This is a genomic window from Paenibacillus nicotianae (assembly GCF_042681745.1).
GTDB lineage: Bacteria > Bacillota > Bacilli > Paenibacillales > Paenibacillaceae > Saccharibacillus > Saccharibacillus nicotianae.
Map to the genome: position 1 here is coordinate 2,384,203 of NZ_JBHUGF010000010.1, position 21,386 is coordinate 2,405,588.

15 protein-coding genes are annotated in these 21,386 nt (G+C 40.6%); 4 read left to right on the forward strand and 11 right to left on the reverse strand.

Translation table 11 applies throughout. The features are described 5' to 3' along the window. Positions 1 to 203 precede the first annotated feature (203 nt). On the reverse strand, positions 204 to 4,019 hold the full coding sequence (locus ACFSGI_RS14665; RefSeq protein WP_204824838.1) for a DNA polymerase III subunit alpha: 3,816 nt from the start codon (positions 4,017 to 4,019) through the stop codon (positions 204 to 206). A gap of 232 nt (positions 4,020 to 4,251) precedes the next feature. Between ACFSGI_RS14665 and ACFSGI_RS14670 the strand changes: the two genes are divergently transcribed. Beyond that, complete coding sequence (locus ACFSGI_RS14670; protein WP_204824839.1) at positions 4,252 to 6,204, forward strand: methyl-accepting chemotaxis protein; 1,953 nt, start codon at positions 4,252 to 4,254, stop codon at positions 6,202 to 6,204. A gap of 293 nt (positions 6,205 to 6,497) precedes the next feature. Here the strand turns inward: ACFSGI_RS14670 and ACFSGI_RS14675 are convergent, their stop codons facing one another. From ACFSGI_RS14675 to ACFSGI_RS14700, 6 genes are all read right to left on the reverse strand, one after another. After that, positions 6,498 to 7,835, reverse strand: a complete 1,338-nt coding sequence (locus ACFSGI_RS14675; RefSeq protein WP_204824840.1) for a DRTGG domain-containing protein — start codon at positions 7,833 to 7,835, stop codon at positions 6,498 to 6,500. A gap of 226 nt (positions 7,836 to 8,061) precedes the next feature. Further along, complete coding sequence (locus tag ACFSGI_RS14680; RefSeq protein ID WP_204824841.1) at positions 8,062 to 8,409, reverse strand: YlbF/YmcA family competence regulator; 348 nt, start codon at positions 8,407 to 8,409, stop codon at positions 8,062 to 8,064. A 132-nt stretch (positions 8,410 to 8,541) separates the two neighbouring features. Further along, positions 8,542 to 9,228 carry an HAD family hydrolase gene (locus ACFSGI_RS14685; protein WP_204824842.1) on the reverse strand — a complete coding sequence of 229 codons (687 nt, stop codon included), beginning with the start codon at positions 9,226 to 9,228 and terminating at the stop codon, positions 8,542 to 8,544. 96 nt (positions 9,229 to 9,324) lie between these two features. Continuing rightward, entirely contained in the window at positions 9,325 to 10,713 is a 1,389-nt protein-coding gene (locus tag ACFSGI_RS14690) for a hemolysin family protein (protein WP_204824843.1), read from the reverse strand. Positions 10,714 to 10,775: 62 nt separating this feature from the next. Beyond that, entirely contained in the window at positions 10,776 to 11,909 is a 1,134-nt protein-coding gene (yfkAB, locus tag ACFSGI_RS14695; RefSeq protein WP_204824844.1) for a radical SAM/CxCxxxxC motif protein YfkAB, read from the reverse strand. Positions 11,910 to 12,007: 98 nt separating this feature from the next. Next, entirely contained in the window at positions 12,008 to 13,450 is a 1,443-nt protein-coding gene (locus ACFSGI_RS14700; protein ID WP_204824845.1) for a bifunctional metallophosphatase/5'-nucleotidase, read from the reverse strand. Between the two features lie 92 nt (positions 13,451 to 13,542). On the opposite strand from ACFSGI_RS14700, the gene ACFSGI_RS14705 reads away from it, so the two are divergent. The 3 genes from ACFSGI_RS14705 (at position 13,543) to ACFSGI_RS14715 (ending at position 16,921) form a co-directional block, all read left to right on the forward strand. Continuing rightward, positions 13,543 to 14,292, forward strand: a complete 750-nt coding sequence (locus ACFSGI_RS14705; RefSeq protein ID WP_379283530.1) for a molybdenum cofactor biosynthesis protein — start codon at positions 13,543 to 13,545, stop codon at positions 14,290 to 14,292. Between the two features lie 88 nt (positions 14,293 to 14,380). After that, positions 14,381 to 15,427, forward strand: coding sequence for an HD-GYP domain-containing protein (locus tag ACFSGI_RS14710; protein ID WP_204824847.1), 1,047 nt, complete (start codon positions 14,381 to 14,383; stop codon positions 15,425 to 15,427). 162 nt (positions 15,428 to 15,589) lie between these two features. Then, entirely contained in the window at positions 15,590 to 16,921 is a 1,332-nt protein-coding gene (locus ACFSGI_RS14715) for a TerD family protein (RefSeq protein WP_204824848.1), read from the forward strand. Positions 16,922 to 17,005: 84 nt separating this feature from the next. Here the strand turns inward: ACFSGI_RS14715 and sufB are convergent, their stop codons facing one another. The 4 genes from sufB to sufD are packed head-to-tail and all read right to left on the reverse strand — an operon-like array spanning position 17,006 to position 21,370. Further along, complete coding sequence (gene sufB / locus ACFSGI_RS14720) at positions 17,006 to 18,403, reverse strand: Fe-S cluster assembly protein SufB (protein ID WP_204824849.1); 1,398 nt, start codon at positions 18,401 to 18,403, stop codon at positions 17,006 to 17,008. Between the two features lie 33 nt (positions 18,404 to 18,436). Continuing rightward, a complete protein-coding gene (sufU, locus tag ACFSGI_RS14725) occupies positions 18,437 to 18,862 on the reverse strand; it encodes a Fe-S cluster assembly sulfur transfer protein SufU (protein ID WP_069326965.1) in 426 nt (141 codons plus the stop codon). Further along, complete coding sequence (locus tag ACFSGI_RS14730) at positions 18,852 to 20,072, reverse strand: cysteine desulfurase (protein WP_204824850.1); 1,221 nt, start codon at positions 20,070 to 20,072, stop codon at positions 18,852 to 18,854. The genes sufU and ACFSGI_RS14730 overlap by 11 nt, the downstream gene beginning before the upstream one ends. Next, positions 20,069 to 21,370 (reverse strand): Fe-S cluster assembly protein SufD, encoded by a 1,302-nt coding sequence (gene sufD, locus ACFSGI_RS14735; RefSeq protein WP_204824851.1) that lies wholly within the window; start codon positions 21,368 to 21,370, stop codon positions 20,069 to 20,071. Before sufD ends, ACFSGI_RS14730 begins: the two co-directional genes overlap by 4 nt. Positions 21,371 to 21,386: the final 16 nt, after the last annotated feature.

Genomic DNA, 21,386 nt, shown 5'->3' on the forward strand with positions numbered 1-21,386 from the left:
TCAACTAATGGAATTCATATCATATATTATTCACTTATACCGAGCCTAATTGGACTTAAAATGTTCACAAAATAATTGCAGTGCTTTAAGCCCACATAATGGGATAATGATAACATACCACACTTTTTTATCGCAACAAAGATACATAAAGATAAATTGGCACATTGACGGGTTGACAATCAATGTGCACTAGCATTTTAGACTTATTTGACTTTGACAGTTCCTTCGCCTAACATCTGCTCCATTTCTTGGAAAAGTTCTGGTGAAGGCTTGATACTATAGGTTTCACTGAGATCGAATAACTTTTGCGTTTCCTCGTAAAATAGTAATGTACCTACAGGCCCAGCATGACTGGCTAGCAGTTGTTTGAGAGCTGCTAATTTATCTGCTTGTTGAGATTCTTTGGTGATTTTGATAAATACGCGTTGCTTCGCTACCGGTTCAGGATGTCGATCAGTATGAGGAGCATCGTTAACCACACTTGCTACACCACCACCGGATGAAGCAGGTACTGTCTCTTGCTCAGGAGCTACTTTTTGGGTAGACGTTGTACTTTTGGTATAAGGCTTAGCAGTCGAATCGGATGTTGATTTGCTAGTCTGCTTGGTCTGCGCGGAAGCTTTATTTTTGGCAATATGCATCCGTTGGCGAGCTCTAGTCGCTAATTCGCGTGCTGTTTCTGCGCTAAGGGTCGCTACTTCTTCAGCTAACAATTTGAATCCTTCGTCTTCTTTTTGCAATTTCCCCCGTACACTGAGCAGTAATCCTTTATCAACAATAGTGCTACTTTTACGCCATACTTCCGGGAAAAGAACGACTTCGCATCGTTCGATCTGATCTTCTAGTTCCATAAATGCCATCGATTTACCTTGCTTCGTGGTAATCGTTTTGAGCGATACGACCATACCAGCTACCGCTACTATACTTTCATCTTCGCCTTCATGTAGATTCATCAAGCGTGATAATCCTGTATCTTCGATCACTTGCTCGTAATCATCTAATGGATGACCAGATAAATACAGACCCAATAATTCACGTTCAAATTCAAGCTGTTCTCCAGTCGTATAAGGCGCTACATCAGGATAAGATACTTCCCAATTATGCGTTTCTACAAATCCCAGATCAGCAAACATTTCGATCTGCAATTCTTCACGTTCTTTACGCCATTTTGCCGCTTCTTTGATCGTGTCATCCAGCATTGTAAGTAACTGTGCACGATGCCCGGGTAGGCTATCAAAAGCTCCTGCTTGAATCAACGACTCAATCACGCGTTTGTTACAAGCTTTGGGATCAACACGACGGCAAAAGTCGATCAGGCTATCATAAGGACGATCTTGCCGTTCTTTGATAATGCTGTTGATCGCTTGTGTGCCGACATTTTTGACTGCACCAAGACCAAAGCGAATATTACCTGTAAGTGAAGCTTTAGATTTCGCTGAATCTGCTGATTTCAAGTGATCGTTAGTAACTTGATGTTCTGAATCATGTTCTGCGATTGCACTATCTGATGATGCAGCTTCTTTGGCTAATAATTGTTGTTCTAATTCCTGTTGCATCGCTACCGTTACTGGTGTAAATGTAACTCCGCTCGTATTCACATCAGGTGGCAATACATCAATACCGATACGACGACATTCCAACACATATTCGGCGACTTTGCGATGTGTGCCCATTACTGCTGTTAACATAGACGCGATAAATTGCACCGGATAATGCGCTTTGAGATAAGCGGTCTGGAAAGCAAGTACACCATATGCCGCAGCATGTGCTCGTGGGAATCCATAATCTGCAAATCGTACGATCATATCGTAGACTACATTGGCTTCTTCTTCGGTGTAGGACTGTTCTATACTTCCTTTGACAAAATGAACCCGTTCTTCATCCAAAATCTCACGCTTTTTCTTCGAGACGGCGCGACGTAGCAAATCAGCTTCCGCCAATGTAAAACCAGCCATCTGAGAAGCAATCTGCATAATCTGCTCTTGATATACAATAATGCCATACGTATCGCTAAGAATCGGCTCCAAATCAGGATGTGGATATTCTGGAATCGTGCGACCATGCTTGGATTCAATATATTTAGGAATAAAGTCCATCGGACCCGGACGATACAAAGCCACGACCGAGACAATATCTTCAAAAGCAGTCGGTTTGAGATCGCGTAACACCCGTCTTACGCCCGGTGATTCCATCTGGAATACGCCCATCGCATCACCTTGACTAAGCATTTCATAGGTCTGTGGATCGTTATCTTCAATCTGAGAAAAATCAACTGGATGCCCTTCTTGTTCTTCGATCCATGTCATACAGCGTTCCATAATCGATAATGTACGTAAACCTAGAAAATCCATTTTGAGCATTCCGATCGATTCTAGACTTTCCATCGGATATTGAGTCAAGACAGCAATCTCGCTACCTTCTTGAATCGGAACAATATCCGTTAGTACACCGCTCGAAATAACAACGCCTGCCGCATGAGTAGAAGCATGACGTGGCATACCTTCCACTTTGAGTGCAGTATCAATCATTTCACGAACAGGTGCAGACTTTTGATAACGATCACGTAATTCAGGCACTTGATCTAATGCTTTGCTGATCGTCATTCCGACTTGTGCCGGAATTAACTTGGCAGCTTTGTCTGTATCTGCATAGGGAACATTGAGTGCTCGTCCTACATCTCGTACTGCTGCACGCGCAGCTAATGTACCGAATGTAATAATCTGTGCCACATGATCTCTTCCATATTTGGAAACGACATATTCGATCACTTCATCACGACGTAAATCACTAAAATCGATATCAATATCAGGCATAGTTATCCGTTCAGGATTAAGAAAACGCTCAAATAGCAATTTATACTTGATCGGATCGACATTGGTAATTTCCAGTACATAAGCAACCAGACTACCTGCGGAAGAACCCCTTCCTGGGCCTGTTACAATACCTTGAGAATGCGCATATTTCATAAAATCCCATACAATCAGGAAATAATCTGCAAACCCCATACTGCCGATCACTTTCAATTCATAACTTAATCGTTCTTCGATTTTCTGACGTTCTTGAGGATCATTCCAGTAGATCGTATCTTGATAACGTTGCTCTAATCCTGTACGGCATAATTGCTCCAGATAACGTTCAGGTGATAGCTCATCAGGAATCGGATAATACGAAGGTAGCAATGACTCTCCAAAAGTCAGTTCTAATTCACAACGATCTGCAATCACTGTTGTATTGGTTATCGCTTCAGGAACATGACGGAACAATGATTCCATTTGCTGGCTGTCTTTGAGATACAACTGATTGGTTGGAATCCGAAAACGACCTTCATCATCCATCGTTTTACCTGTACCGATACAGATCAAAACATCCTGTGTTTTGGCATCTTCTTCGGTTAGATAATGCACGTCATTGGTCGCTACCAGTGGAATATGAAGTTCTTTGGCAAGATCGATCAATAACGGCATGACTTTTTTCTGTTCAGGAATATGATGGTCTTGCAATTCTATATAGAAATCTTCACCAAAAATAGCTTGATAACGAAGAGCGGCTTTTTTGGCTTCTTCTGGTTGTTCATGTAATAAATGTTGCGGAATTTCTCCTCCAAGACAAGCGCTCAGGCAAATAATCCCTTCATGATACTGCTGTAACACTTCAGCATCTACACGAGGTTTGTAATGGAATCCTTCTAAATGTCCAATCGAACTCAACTTCATCAGATTGCGATAACCGGTTTCATTTTTGGCTAACAATAATAAATGGTGAATCGGTTGGTCTTTACGTGCTGCCTTTTCTTTGCGTGATCCAGCAGTATAATACACTTCGCAACCTATAATAGGCTTAATCCCATGTTGCTTACATGCTTTATAAAATGGAATCGCTCCGTACATTACACCATGATCGGTAAGTGCCAGTGCTTTCATACCTGATTCTGCGGCCTGGCTAACAAGATCCCTTATGCGCGCAGCCCCGTCCAGTAGACTGTATTCGCTATGCACATGCAGGTGAACAAATGGGGTCATACGCTTCCCTACTTTCAGCAAAATTATTTATGTGTACATCGTATTTTGATATTTATTCATTACTTCTTATTTTATCATACCCGTCAATAAATCATGCATCTGTTCTTTAGATAGTATAGAGGTTACGCCTATTTCGACATATGCTGACAAAAAATCTAAACTTATCACAGAAACTGCCGATAAACGTATCAATGTCAACTTTATTTGATTTCATTCATCGGGGGAAATAATAATGAAAAAGCAACTGATTATGATTATGTCATTAATCGCACTTATTCCGTTACTGGTTTACGGAACATTCAGTCTGATCACTACAAGCAATAAAATCGAAAAAGATGCTTACAGCATGAACGAACAGAATGTCAATCTAGTGCTTCAAAAAACAACAGCTTTGATTAATTCGGAAATTGAAATGTTGCAACAATTATCTGAAAATCCAGAGTTTAAAGATTATACACCACAGCAATTACCACAAGTTAAAAATTTATTATCATCGGTTGGCAAATTACATCCTGAAATTCAAGCGATTATCTTCACTGCTACCGACGGTCAACAAATCGCTAAAAGTTCCGATGGAGATTTGACCAATACCAGTGATCGTGATTATTTCAAACAATTGATAGCGACTCAAAAACAAGTAATTTCCGATATTTTGGTCAGTAAAACGAGCGGAAAAAAGATCGTTACTCTTGCTTACCCCGTATTCGATACAACTAACACACTTAGTGGCATGGTTCAAGTGACATTGCCTTTAGATAATATGAGCACATACGCCAAAGAATTTTCTACAAATGGTCAGACTGCTTATATTGCAGACCGTACAGGAACGATTCTTGCGCATCCTGATGCTAATTCATTAGATAAAGATATCAAAGATACCCCTTCTTTCCAAAATGCTTCTCAAGGCACACCAGGCACATTATCGTATGGTGAGAAATCAGACCGAGTGTTAGTGTCTTACGCTAAAGATCCTTTAACCGGATGGAGCATATTTAGCGAAAAGCCATATAATTTAATTATGGCAGATTCCACTATTCTATTCCGCAACAGTATTATTATTCTGGTCATTTCTCTTATTCTAGCGATTATCGCTGGTTATATTTTCTCTACTCGCCTAACCAAACCTATTATGCAACTTGTCAAAGTGACTGAAGCCGTAGCGAAAGGCGATCTGACTTCTACATGGGATATCAAATCCAAACACGAGATTGGCGCATTATCTACAGCACTGGCTACAATGACCAACAGTCTGCGTGAAATGGTGTCTCATTTGAAAGATACTTCACTTCATCTTGCTTCTTCTTCAGAACAATTAACAGCAAGCGCTGGCGAAACGTCCAATGCTTCTCAACATATTGCACTATCTATTCAAGAAATGGCAGAAGGATCAGAGCGTCAAACAGAATACGTCAGTCATACATCAAATACAGTCAATCAAATGGCAGACGGTATTCAAGGCATAGCAAGCAGCGCTCATGAAGTAGCATCCAAAGCAGTAATGGCTTCTGAAAAAGTAAATGAAGGCGATACTGCTCTCAAAGCAGCAGATAGCGAAATCAGTAAATTGAAATTTATTTTCGGAGAACTTTCCGGTTCGGTTCATAGTCTAAACAATCATTCTGAAACGATTGGACAAATTGTTAATGTAATCGCACAGATCGCTAAACAAACCAATCTATTATCACTTAATGCAGGTATTGAAGCCGCTCGTGCTGGAGAACATGGTAAAGGGTTCAGCGTAGTAGCTAAAGAAATTCGTAACTTAGCTGATGAAGCTTCGTCTTCTGCAAGTCAGATCAGTGCGCTAATCGATAGTATTCAATCTGAGATTCATACGGTTGTAGATCGTACTGAAGCAGGTTCACAAGAGGTGTTGCAAAGTATCTCGGCTGTGCATACGGCGGAACAATCATTCAGTCTGATTCGTCAGTATGTGCAAGAAGTGACTTTTAATATTCAAAGTGTATCGGATGCTTCATCTACACTTTCTAAAGGAACAGAGCAAGTGATCCGTTCGGTTCATCAAATGTCTGATATTACAAATACTTCAGTAGGTGAGATTGAATCGGTATCTGCTGCAACCGAGCAACAATTAGCGACAATGGAAGAAATTGCTGCTTCTTCTGCGGTATTGTCTGATGTAGCTCAAGAATTAAAAGGCATGGTCGAGAAATTCCAAGTCTGATCATGTGTGTGTAAATCATAAGATGTAGGATAGATATAATATATAAAAAAAGAAGCGCTACAGATGGTGATGCTGTCTGTAGTGCTTCTTTTTTTAGTGTTTGACGCTTATGATGCCAAGCGCTTAATGTAAGATATTTTGCTTTGCAAAAATCACTTTTCTATTGAAATTGGGTCGCGCTTATAATGCCAAGCGTTTAATGTAAGATATTTTGCTTTGCGAAAATCATTTTTTTATTGGACTGGGTCGCGCTTATAGTGCCAAGCGCTAGGTAGCACTTATAATGCCAAGTGCTAGTGGTCAATAGATTGTAAGGTTAGGATACATTTGGCTACAGGAAGGTCGTCGTACGACATTTGAATTTCTAGCTTGCATGTACGGCGACTGGATTCTAAAATGATCGGGCGAATGACTACAGCATCTTCAATCTGGATCGGACGTAGAAAATAAGTGCTCATATTGTCCAGTACATAATCGCATCCACTCAGCAATTTGGCTGTACGTGTAGCGGCTTGAATCATCACTGTTGTCAGTACGCCTTCTGAGATTGTACCCAAATCAGTTGCCATCTGCGGAGTGATAAAGCCATGGAATACGATTCCACCATCTTCATCTTTTTCTTCCGCAAATCCGTTCCAAATTAAATGATCGAATGTCTCGCCTGTACCTGCATTAGGTTGTTGCTGTGCATCTCTCATCGCTTGCAACACTTCATGACGGGTTACAGTACTGATCAATTTGCGATTACGATCTACAATGGGTAAAAAGTCGACCCCTTCCCACATCATCGTCTGTGCTGCTGAAGCGAGCGAAGTCTGTAGCGTTGCTGTTATCGGGCGACGAATTAATACTTTTTCAATCGGCTGTTCCGGTGTCAATTCTTCGATCTCTTTTCGTCCGACGATACCGATGACCCGGTTCCATTCATCGACAACAGCTAATCGGACATAACCTGTTTTTTCTGTCATTTCACGAAAATCTTGAGCGGTGCTAGAAGCTTTGAGTACTTCTGGCTTTGGCTTACCTGCAATAATATCTTCAACCAGCATAATTTTCTTTTTGATCATTCGATCAAAGATCGCGCGGTTAATCATAGAAGCGACGGTAAATGTATCATGACGGGACAAAATAATAGGCAAATCACATTCATCTGCCAAAGCTTTCACTTCTGCGCTTGTGCCGAATCCTCCGGTAATCAAAACGGCTGCGCCATGTTCCAGTGCAAGCGAATGAGCATCTTCGCGATTACCCACAATCAATAAGCTTCCTGCTTCTACATAACGCATCATCGCTTCGACTTTCATCGCCCCGATTGCATATTTAACAAGTGTTTTATTAAGACCATCACTTCCGCCAAATACTTGACCACCGACAATCTCAGCCACATCTGCAAAGGTAAGTTGTTCAGAGATACCGCGAGGTTTCTTTTCTACACGTATCGTACCTATACGTTCACGCGTCACTACAATTCCCATATTTTCAGCTTCTTTGACTGCTCGATAAGCAGTGCCTTCGCTCACTCCCATATGTTTGGCTAGTTTGCGAACAGAAATTTTGCTACCGACTTGTAGCTTTTCAATATGTTGTAATAACTGCTCATGCTTTGTAATCGTCTCATCCTGTTCTTCCAACTGTAACACCACCGTTCTTGATCTGTATCACTCTTATTTGATTATAGCACAAAAACAAGCGCCTCCAACCATAGATATCTGGCTAGAGGCGCTTGAGATGGCGCTATTTTGATATATTATTTTAACAGAAGTACATCTATCTCCAATAATATATACTTTAAATTTGTATTAATTATCAACCTGTTATAATTGATAATCGTTATAGATTAAAACAGATCATAACGAATTATGCGTTTTCGCCGCCGTATAGATCGCTCAAGCTTTCTGTAATAATTTTGTTGATATCTTCAATAATCACGCTCAAACGTTGCTCTGCATCGAACAAACGACGGATATTCAAGTTTAAGTTTAACACTTCAAAAACTTTTTCCATTTGTTCCATTTCTTCTGGATTCGGCATATCTCCAGACATCATACGTTGTTGAACTTCCATTTGACGCGTACGGAAATCATCTAACATACGTTTGCTTTCTGGATCATTTTCGATCAGCTTCATAGCTGCTGTAATATCTTCTACTTCTTTACTCTCGCGGATCGATTTCGATAGTTCGTTAGCTTTGTCATAAATATTCATTATTGTATCCCTGCTTTCTTTGATATCATTTTTATATTGTACCCAATCATTGGCGATTTGAACTTTTACTAGAGTAACTGATTTGTTAGCAGAAGTAAAATAAGGTCAAATAAGCTTAAACCATTCTAGTGATTATTCTGCTTGATCATATAAGGTAATCAATTGATCAAACGAAGTAATAATTACGTCAGAACCTTCCAACTCGGATGTATCTCCAAAGTCTGCATAATTGCATCCGATCACGACTTGACCGTTCTTTTTGCCTGCTTCTACGTCTGAAGAGCGATCTCCCACCATCCATGCTTCTGTCACCTGATGCGTTGTAAGCAATAGTTTGACCAGATCGACTTTGGAAGCGGTATTATATTCGCCAGCGCTGTATACTCCTTCTAGTAAAGGAGATAATTGATGAACTTCAGCCGCTCCTTTAACATAACCTTCCAGACCGTTACTTGCTACAAATAAACGTACTCCTTGATTATGCAAATATTGCAACGTTTCGTTAACCTGTGGATACATTGCAGAGATTCCTGCTGCCATCTCATCTAGTTGCAGTTGTAGTAACAATTCATTCGCTCTTGCTACTGTAGGAGCACCTGCACCTGGAATTACACGCGCCCAGATATCTTCAAGCAACATTCCCAGGCAGCTCAAAATAATCTCTTCCGGTGGTGTTTCTCCATCATACAGACCTTCTTGCTTTAAAATTTCAAACGTTTTGTGATACGCAGGAATAAGCACTGTCTCTGTCTGAAAAAGTGTACCATCCATATCAAACATCATTGCTTGAGGCTTGCGTAACTTCGGCTGTTCATTCATTCCACGTAACTCCTGTCTATGTATGATGGGCAGCATTACACTGCCCTTATATCATTGCTTATTGTATAGATTGAGTCTGGATCAAAGGACAACTCTTTAATCTGAATCGTCCTCATTTTCTTCATCATTGGTAATCTCAGGAACAGGATAGATACGCACACGCATAATACGTAAACGCTCGGCTTCAGCCACTTCAAAGGTTACCCCATCAATTTCTACTTTACCGCCTGTTTCCGGCACACCTTCAAGCTCTTTAAACATCCATCCACCGATCGAATCGACTTCATCATCATCGATTTCTACACCGCTTAGTTCATTTACATCTTCAATCAACATTCGTCCATCGACCGAAATCGTATCTCCATCTCGCTCCATATCAGGACGTTCATCTTCAAATTCGTCATACAATTCACCGACGATTTCTTCCAAAATTTCTTCTGCTGTCAATATGCCGGCTGTTCCACCATATTCATCAACAACCAGTGTTAACTGAGAATGGTTTTTTTGCATCATTTGTAAGACATGACTAATTTCCATCGACTCAGGTACATTCAAAATAGGTCGTGCCAGCGCAACCAGATCATACGGTTGATTCACAGGAGATAACAATACATCTGTAATATGCACAAAACCGATAATTCGGTCTTTATCTTCTACGGCTACAGGGTAACGTGAATGTTTGGTTTCATTGATAATCGCCAAATTTTCTTCTTTGGAAAAATTCGTGTACAAACAAGTCATGTCTGTACGTGGCAACATAACTTCGCGTGCCAGTAAATCAGAGAACTCGAAAATATTGTTCATCAGTTCCATTTCGCCTTCATCAATCACACCGCTTTTGGCACTTTGATTCATTAAAATCCGAATTTCTTCTTCCGAGTGAGCCGCTTCCGCTTCATTAGCAGGTTCAATACCTACTGCTCGTAACACAGCGTTAGCTGCTGCATTTAACACCCAGATAAATGGGAAGAACACACGATAAAAGAATAATAATGGTGCTGACAACCATAACGATACTCCTTCTGTACGCTGAATAGCGAGCGACTTCGGAGCTAATTCACCGATAACAATATGTAGAAATGTAATTACAGCAAAACCGATAATGACTGAAATTGTGGTCACTAATGGAGATTCACCGAACCCTAACTTATACATAATTGGTTCGACAAGTAATTCCGAGATAGCAGGCTCACCAATCCAACCGAGTCCAAGAGATGCCAGCGTAATCCCGAATTGGGTAGCTGATAAGTAAGCATCCAGCTTCTTGTTGACCTTAAGCGCGTATCCTGCAAGCTTGTTGCCTTCACTCTCTAATTGTGTCAAGCGAGAATGACGTACTTTCACAAGTGAAAATTCAGCAGCTACAAAAAAGCCGTTTAAAAATACGAGCAGTAAAACCAAAGCCAAATTCAATACTAAAGTTCCTATCTCAAACTCCGAATGGCCCAACCAGAACGCCCCATTTCTTCCATAGTTAATCAGCATTCTGCGTTATGCTGTTGTCATCTTTTTTGTCTCTGATCTGATAACGCAAAATGCTTGTTGAATTACAAAATAGCTTGTCTTGATTTGAAATCTGTATTTTTGTAATACATGTCTGCTACTAACAAATTCGGTCCACAGCAAGCAGCCGCATCACAATGACAATTTACAGTCTGATTCAGTGGATGATTGTTACTCCACTCGCTAAATACATCGTCAAGCTGGCTATGAGACACATTGCCAAACGCTGGAATAGCTGCAAAATCAGTAACAAATACATCTCCTGTAAACATATTAACATTGACCCGGTTACGTCCGTCTGGATCATTACGAACGGTCACATTGCGTTCGCGACGCAAACGCTGAATCAATTCACGATCTTCCACTTCTGAATTACAAGCGAAGAACGGCAATGTTCCGAATAACATCCACATGTCTTGATCCCGATGATCTAACAGATCATGAATCGCTGTACGGAATTCAGCCAGTGAGACTACAGGTAAATTCGCTGCAAAGTCGGCTGCATACATCGGATGCACTTCATGACGTCTACAACCCATTTCTTTGATCAATCGATGAATCTCAGGCAATTTGTGATGAGTACGATAATTAATCATCGTTTCTGCCGAAATAAACATACCGGCTTTACTTAATATCTGAGCATTTTCAATCATTTTATCGTACATTTTGACAGCGACTTCACGCGGAACAGGATGTCCGCTATTTGCAAAGCCCACTTCATGAAAATCATCTACAGATGTATAGTTAAATGAAATATGCATCACATCTAAGTATGGTAATAATTTCTCATAACGCCCGATATCTAATGTTAAATTAGAATTAATCTGTGAACGAATACCACGCTCACGCGCATATTTAAGCAAAGGAACGATAACTTCATCTACCGTTTTTTTGCGGAAAGTTGGTTCACCACCTGTAATACTGATTGTCTGAAGATGTTCCACTTCATCTAATCGCTTCAACATTAAAGGCAAAGGAATCATATCAGGTTCACGCATCACCAGTGAATCTCCAACTGCACAATGCTCACAACGCATATTGCATAGATTGGTTACTGTCATCTCCACGCTGGTTAGCGTATTGCGTCCAAATTTGCGAAGTGATAGCAAAGGGTCCCACGGATCATAACTTGGGGATAACTCTTTGAGAGGCCATTCACTTCTTTGTATTACTGTCATTTGCTTTCACCTTATTTCATGTATTAACCTTAAATCATGTATTGCATAACGTTCTTTAATTCATTAAATATGCAAAATATGACGCAAGATCTCATTTATCATACCATAAACCATCGTTTTTCGGCAGACGCTAACGCTGCTCCAGGGGTCTGCAACTGCATTCGTAACAGATCACGAATAAATTCAGGCAAAATATATTTCACTTCATGGCTTTCACTAAGAGACATATAGCCAATCCCAAATGTAAACATATCCAGACAACCTACACTGTATTCTTGTTCATCTTTAAGCTCTTGATCCCCTAATCGAATAGCTGTAATACGATCATAAGCAGGTCGGGATAGATCATACGAGATATCGATTCCATCTACACACAGACAACCCAGCACTTTCCCTCGAAATCCAAATCCCATAATTGTTTTGTGCGTAAATTCAGGTAATAACGATTGTTCTAACGCTAACTTGATATTTTTTCCTTTTAGCAAAGTAATACATGGATTAACCGGAGATGGGCATAGACGATGAAGCAGACCTTCTGTAACTTCGCCTGCGGGCAGATCAGCTAACAATTGACCTGCATTCACAATCGATAACTCCGCTCCTGTAAATTGCCGTACAGCCTGTGCAAGCAAATTGCCGAACGGAGACTCTTGTTCATATTGAATTTCGAGCGGTGCTTCTAACATCGCTACTGTACGATTCATTCGTTCTTCTGCACGTTGTCGATGAATCACAATTGCATTTTCAATAGATGCATCACGTTCCATATGTTCTGTAATAGGAATCAATCCACCATCCAGTAGATGAGCACGCGCTCCTTGTGTATCTTTTTTCCAGACCATTTCTCCAATATATTGACCGAACTTACCTGCGGCTCCTAATACTGTAGAACCGATCCACAGTGGACGATCTAACACATGATGACTATGTCCTCCCAAAATCACATCAATATCAGGTAACTGTTCAGCAAGCTTCTGATCGGTCGGTAATCCCAAATGAGATAACACGACAAGTAAGTCCACTTCACTGCGCAATTTGGCTACCCAGGGTGCTAAACTGGCTATCGGGTCACTGACATTCCATCCTAACAATTCATAATAATCGCTATATTGCGCTGTAGCTCCGATTAGACCTATTTTCCATGTTCCTTTTTGAATAATACGATGGGTTTCCATCCATACAGGTGGAACACCAGTCTCCATCTCTTCTACATTACTGCAAATGATTGGACAGCTTATTCCTGCATAAGCTTGATGAAGCAGTTCGGGCGTATACGTCAGCCCTTCATTGTTCCCGATCGTGATCGCATCGTAACCGGTCATATTGATAATATCGATATTGGCTCCACCGGCAGATCCTTCGGTTTCAATCGACATGCGATCCATATGATCGCCGATATCCAGTACCAGTAATTGCTCTGCTCCCAAACGTTGCTTGCGCTCTGCGATAATCGCTGCAATAGCACCCATATTTTCAAAATGACTATGAATATCATTGGTGTGTAATAGTGTTAACGTATCTTCCACTTCATTTATGTCCATAAATAGCATGTCCTCCTGCATCCGTTCCCTCTAATCGGGGTTATATAATATACATATGAACTTATGATATATTAAAGAGATTGAAAAAGCACATGGAGGCGTTAAATATTATGCAACAATATACGGTTCGACTATTTGCAGGTCTTGCTGAGCGCATCGGCCAATCGCAAGTTATCATAGAAATTCCACCTACTGAAGAACTTACCGTTGCTCAATTAAAAAAACTTTTGTCTGAACAATATCCAGAAGCAAAAATAATAATTGAAGCAGCCTTCGCTGCTGTTAACCAAGAGTACGCATTAGCCGATAATAAGATTAAGCCTGTGGATGAGATTGCTCTTATTCCTCCTGTATCCGGTGGATCAGGAATAGATACGACTACTTCACAGACAGCGGACGGTTTATATCTCATTACCAGTGAACGATTACAAGCTGAAGATGTGATCGCTAAAGTGATTGATCCTAATCATGGAGCAACGTTAACATTTATCGGAACCACTCGTGAAATGACAGGTGCGATGCAGACCGTTCATTTAGAATATGAAGCTTATATACCGATGGCTCTTCATCAATTGCAAAAAATTGGAGAGCATATTGCAACAACTTGGACCGGAACACGTTGCGCGATCAGCCATCGTATAGGAACAGTTGGTATTGCAGAGACCAGTGTCATTATCGCTGTTTCTTCGGCTCACCGTAATGATGCTTATGAAGCTAGTCGATTTGCGATTGAACGTCTTAAAGAAACAGTACCGATTTGGAAAAAAGAGATCTGGGCAGATGGTTCAGAGTGGAAAGGTGTCCAAACAGGTCCTTGGAACCCTATCGAGCCAAAATCTTGAGCTAAATGAACTGATTTCAACCATTGATCCTGCTTTTTTTTCCTGATATGATACATTTACAATTTGTTTAATAAACGGGGTGCCCATATTGAGAGTGCATGTTACCGATTTGAAGCCGGGAGATACGCTTCTTAGAGATACATTCAATACATTCGGCATTCATATTATGCAAAAGGGCCATACTCTTCAGCGGGAAGATATTGCTAAGTTGCTACAGCATGGTGTGGATGATGTCGACATTGAAGAAGTTTTCTCAGAACCTGCTGATATTAGCCAACCTTCATCTATCCATCCTCTTCAAGATGCTAAAATTCAATTCAATACCGCTTTACAAGGTTTTGAAGATTTATTTCTAAATGCAGCCGCTCGTGGAGAATTTGATGGTAGTCAGGTAGATGCCAAATTAGAACCTTTACTTACCGAATTGCAAGAACAAAAAGATGTTGTATCTGTATTACTTTTTTTAAATGATGATAACAATTATACGTATACCCATTCGCTACAAGTAGGTATGCTCTCTTATTACCTTGCAACATGGATGGGATACACTGAACAAGAAGCTTATCAAGCAGGTAGAGCAGGTTATTTACACGACGTTGGCAAATCCAAAATCCCAAGTCATATTTTGAATAAGCCCGGACGTTTGACTACAGAAGAATTTGAAGAAATGAAGCGTCATACGATTTATGGTCATGATATTATTATGCAGTCTACAGGTGATAAGATCAGTGCAATGGTAGCTTTACAGCATCATGAGCGTACAGATGGCAAAGGATATCCTAACGGATTGAGTCTGGATGAGATTCATCCTTTATCACGTATAACGGCTGTAGCGGACGTATATAGTGCTATGACTACAGCAAGGGTATATCAGACCAAGCAAGAGCTACTGCGTGTTCTTAAAGAATTGCACAGAATGAGCTTTGGTCAACTGCATGCGGAGACAACGCAAACGTTTATCCGTAATATGTTACCTAACTTTATTGGCAAACAAGTATTGCTTAGTTCTGGAGAAGTCGGTCAGATTATTATGACTAACCCTTCTAACTTCTTCCGTCCACTGATCAAAACGGACAAAGGATTTACAGATTTGGCGATGCAATCGAATTTGGATATTGAAGAGATTTTTATGTAAGTGGTTACTAGGTAGTTAATAGCTTCTAATGTATATGAAATAGACAAACAGACGTAACTGGCGGCGATCTTTCGTTGTCAGTTATTTTTGTGGTTTGTAGGCACTATCTTATACTTAACGATATAAGAACTGCTACTCAGAAATAGAGAGGAGTATCATCATATGGATTTTGTGACTGTTGACTTTGAGACTGCCAATTCTAGCCGATCCAGTGCATGTTCGATCGGAATTGTAGAAGTATCGCAAGGCAAAATCGTATTTGAACAAGAATGGCTGATTAATCCTGATCAACATTTTGACCCGATAAATATCAGTATTCACAACATTACACCAGCGATGGTCAAAGGTCAGCCTACATTTCAAGAATTATGGCCGACACTGTTACCCTTTTTTGAAAATAAATCGATTGTAGCGCATAACGCTTCATTCGATATGAGTGTATTACGATATTGTCTGGATCATGCACTACTACATTATCCTGCTTTTGAGTATTATTGCACGTATTTATTAAGCAAAAAAATACTGACACATCTGCCTTCTCATAAATTAAATGTGATCTCTAATCATTACGGGATTACGTTCAATCATCATGATGCGCTAGAAGACGCACGAGCAACAGCGAATGTGTTGTTGAAGTTGTTGGAACAAGAACAACAGCTTAGTCCTTCCGAGCTTGCCAAAGCATATGGGTATCAGATTGGTCAGATGTATGCAGGTGGATATACCTCTTTCTCTGGTTCTACTGTGAAGAAGAAAAAGTCTAAATCGACTCCTGCAAATACAAAGTCAAACGTTTCGACCATAGCGCCTACAGTGGATAATACTTCTGAATCTCTTCTTATTGATGTTTCCACTTTAAAACATGACTCAACTGTACCACCTATTCCTACATCTGATTCTATAATCCAAAATAACCTAATATCTACTACTACAAATGAATCGGTTGCTGGATTAATGGCTGGTCAGAAAATCGCTATTAGTTCTAAATTAAGCAGTTCGCAGTTATTAATAGAGATCGACTGGAATGTAGATCATGCCAATATCGATCTAGATGCTACAGCTTTTCTTCTATATGCCAATGAGCAATGTAAAAGCGATTCGGACTGTATTTTTTATGGTCAACCTGATACAGCAACAGGATCAGTTTCGTATTCCAAATTACGTACAAATAAAGCTCAATTCAAAGTTAATTTGGCTAAATTATCTTTTGAGGTGCAAAAGATTGCTTTTGCATTGACGATCTATCAAGAAGATGAACAGCAGTATCATTTTAGTGAAGTTAGTGAAATTCATATTCGCTTAATCGATCCAATCATAGGCAAAGAACTAGCACATTTTGAAGCAGGACAAGATTTAACAAAAGAAACCGCTATTGTACTTGGAGAAATGTATCTGCACAAAAGTGATTGGAAATTTAATCCGATTGGGAAAGGATTTTTTGGTGGATTACAAGCATTGTGCGAAGGATTTGGATTAGAGGTTACTGAAAAATAGATAATAAATAAAAACGGGGCAGAATCGGGGCAAGCCCCTTTTCTGTCCCGTTTTTTATTTGATAAAACCTTGCTATAAAAGGAATTAACCGATAGAACCTTCCATCTCAAACTTGATCAGACGGTTCATTTCTACTGCATATTCCATAGGCAATTCTCTTGTAAATGGCTCGATAAAGCCCATAACGATCATTTGGGTTGCTTCATCTTCGCTTAGACCACGACTCATCAAGTAGAAGAGTTGATCTTCCGATACTTTAGATACGGTCGCTTCATGCTCAAGAGTGATGTTATCGTTCTTGATCTCATTGTACGGAATCGTATCTGAAGTGGATTGGTTATCCAGAATCAGCGTATCACATTTGATATTGGATTTAGAACCTTCGGAGTTACGTCCGAAAGATGCTAGACCACGATACGTTACTTTACCACCATGTTTACTGATCGATTTAGACACAATTGTAGATGTTGTATCCGGTGCAAGGTGAATCATTTTTGCGCCAGCATCTTGATGTTGTGCTTTACCTGCAACAGCGATAGACAATACCATACCTTTAGCGCCGCGTCCTTTAAGAACAACCGCAGGATATTTCATTGTCAATTTGGAACCAATGTTACCATCTACCCATTCCATTGTTGCATTTTCTTCAGCAACTGCACGTTTTGTTACAAGGTTATAGATGTTTGGAGCCCAGTTCTGAATCGTTGTATAACGTACACGAGCATCTTTTTTACATACGATCTCAACAACAGCACTATGCAATGAGTTCGTGCTATAGATCGGCGCTGTACAGCCTTCTACATAGTGAACCATACTGCCTTCGTCTGCGATGATTAGCGTACGCTCAAATTGACCCATGTTCTCGGAGTTAATACGGAAGTATGCTTGTAAAGGCACTTCGCATTGTACACCTTTAGGTACATAGATAAAGCTTCCGCCTGACCATACTGCACTGTTCAATGCTGCAAATTTGTTATCTGTTGTAGGGATAACTGTTGCAAAGTATTCGCGCAAAATTTCTGGATGTTCTTTCAAAGCTGTATCTGTATCCATAAAGATAACGCCTTGATCTTCCAATTCTTTTTGCATGCTGTGGTATACAACTTCAGATTCGTACTGAGCAGATACACCAGCCAAGAATTTTTGTTCCGCTTCAGGAATACCTAGTTTATCAAACGTTTCTTTGATTTCTGTCGGTACTTCTTCCCAAGTCTTACCTTGTCCTTCAGATGCTTTAACATAGTATTGGATATCATTGAAATCCAAATCGCTGATGTCGCCGCCCCAGTCTGGCATAGGCATTTTTTCAAATTGTTCCAAAGCTTTCAAGCGGAATTCTAACATCCATTCCGGCTCATCTTTCATACGAGAAATTTCCATTACGATCTCTTTGTTCAGTCCTTTACCGGATTGAAAAATTGACTTGTGATCATCGCGGAAACCATATTTATATTCTTCCATTTCTGGTGCTGTTTTAGCCATTTGTGTAGCCTCCCCATCTAATTTGTGAAGATTTTAGTTGTCTTCTGTGACAATTCCCTTGCGTAGGGCATTCCAGGCCAACGTAGCACACTTGATGCGAGCAGGGAATTTATTAACTCCAGATAGGGCTTCGATCTCTTCGTATTCTTCAAATTCCACATCTTCGCCCTTCATCAGAGCAGAGAAGCGGTCTGCAAGTTCAAGTGCTTCTTCATAAGTTCTGCCTTTTACAGCTTCTGTCATCATTGAAGCGGAAGCCATACTGATTGAACAACCGTCTCCCGAAAATTTGGCATCTTTCACTTTGTTATCTTCCACCAAAAGTTGTAGAGATATTCGGTCACCACAGGTTGGGTTATTCAGTTCAACCGTCATCGCTCCGTCTTCAAAAGAACCGCGGTTACGTTGATTTTTGTAGTGATCCATAATCACACGTCGGTAGAGATCATCAAGTTTCATCGCCAAAATACTCCTTCGTCTGAACCAACGCATCGATTAAACGATCTACGTCTTGTTCATTATTATACAGGTAAAAGCTTGCGCGTGCCGTAGAACTTGCTTCAAGCCATCTCATTAATGGCTGACAGCAATGATGTCCTGCACGAATCGCTACCCCGAACGTATCAAGTACAGTAGCTAGATCATGAGGATGAACACCATCCAGATTGAACGTCACTATACCGACTTTACGCTTAGCAGGTCCATAAATTTTTAAACCTTCGATCTGAGACATACGTTCCATCGCATAATTCGCAAGATGCGCTTCATGCTTTTCGATTTCATCCATTCCAATTTCAGTGAGGAAATCAATCGCTGCTCCCAGTCCAACCGCTCCTGAGATAATCGGCGTACCGCCTTCAAATCTCCACGGAGCGTCTTTCCAGTCGGATTCGTACAATCCTACATCGTTAATCATCTCGCCACCAAATTCGATAGGTTCCATTTGCGCAAGCAATTGACGCTTACCATATAGAGCACCGAATCCAGTAGGGCCACACATTTTATGACTGGAAAATGCATAAAAATCACAATCCAGATCTTGTACATCCACTTTCATGTGTGGTGTACTTTGTGCGCCATCGACAACCATAATTGCACCATGACGATGAGCAATCTCAGCAATTTCTTTCACTGGATTGACTACACCAAGTACATTAGATACATAGACAACCGAAACAATTTTTGTTTTGCTATTGATTACTTTTTCCACATCAGCCAGATCGATATTACCATCAGGTTGTAGCGGAATATATTGAAGTGTTGCTCCTGTCGCTTTGGCTAATTGTTGCCATGGAATCAGATTACTATGATGTTCCATCGGCGTAATCACAATTTCGTCTCCTGGTTGTAGACGAGGACGACCATACGAAGAAGCCACTAGATTAAGTGCTGTTGTTGTACCACGTGTAAAGACAATTTCTTCACTACGTCCTGCATTGATAAAGCGAGCAATCTTTTCACGAGCACCTTCATAAGCGTCAGTCGCTCGTGTTCCCAGTGTATGGACGCCGCGGTGTACATTGGAGTTATCGTACTCATAGTAATGATTGAGTGCATCCAGAACAACCTGTGGCTTCTGAGAAGTTGCTGCATTATCCAGATAAACAAGCGGATGTCCGTTTACTTCCTGATGTAAAATCGGAAACTGCTCGCGGATCGCCGGGTTCACTGACCTAGCTTCCTTTCAACCAGTTCCTGTAAACGAGTCTGTAAGCGTTCCAAAGGAATATCCGATACGACTGGAGCCAGGAAACCGTAGATAATCAGTCGCTCTGCTTCTGGACGAGTAATACCACGCGACATCAAGTAATGAACTTGTTCAGGGTTAACCTGACCTACAGATGCTGCGTGTCCTGCCATAACATCATCTTCATCGATCAAAAGAATCGGGTTCGCGTCGCCGCGAGCTTTTGGACTCAACATCAATACTTTTTCAGTCTGCTCACCATTCGAACGAGTTGCACCATGTTCGATTTTGGTAATACCATTAATAATCGCATTCGCAGATTCGCGCATTACAGCACGAGTGATCATTTGGCTTGTTGTATCTTTACCAAAATGAACCGCTTTGGTTGTATAGTTCAAACGTTGAGAACCAGAACCTACAGCGATGATTTTCGCATCAGATGTTGAACCATTTCCTTTTAGCACTGTTGCTGTATCTGTAACCGTATTGCCATCGTTCATTTCACCGATGATCCATTCGATTGAAGCATCATTTTCAGTGATTGCACGACGGTAACTCATATCTGTCGTACTACCGCCGAATTGGTGAACTGTTGCATAACGCACTTTAGCGCCTGCTTTAGCCACAATCTCAACTACTCCGTTATGGACACGAACATCGTCTCCTGCGGAAATATAGTTATCGACATAAGTTACAGAGCTGTTTGTATCCGCGACTACAAGAATACGAGGTGCAAAAGTAGCACCAGCATTTTCTGTCAAAAAGATCGCTTGAACAGGGATATTCACTTCTACGTTTTTAGGAACGTATAAGAATGCTCCACCGTTCCACATTGCTGCATTTAAAGCTGTTAATTGATGCTCTTCAGGTGCAACGACTGTTGTTAGATAAGGCTTCACCAACTCTTCGTGTTCACGAGCAGCAGTTTCCAAATCTGTAAAAATAACACCTTGAGCTTTCAATTCATCAGATAGACTGGAGAAAATGGCACCTGAATCTTTTTGTACAATCAGGTTATCCGATTCGTTACCTTCAACCAGCGCACTGATCAATGTAGGCAATTCTTCTAATGTGGATACTTTAAGAGGTGCCTGATAAGTTCCATAATCCGAAAGATCCCATTTGTCGATCTTGGTTTTTTCCGGTTTAGGAAGTTCAAGTTTGGAAGCAAGTTCAAGTGCTTTCAAACGGTTCTCAGTCAACCATGCTGGTTCGTTCTTTTGTTGAGATAATGATTTAAGAGCTTCCAGATTTAATGGAAGTATCGTTTGCAATGTCATGTTATTAGCTCCTCCT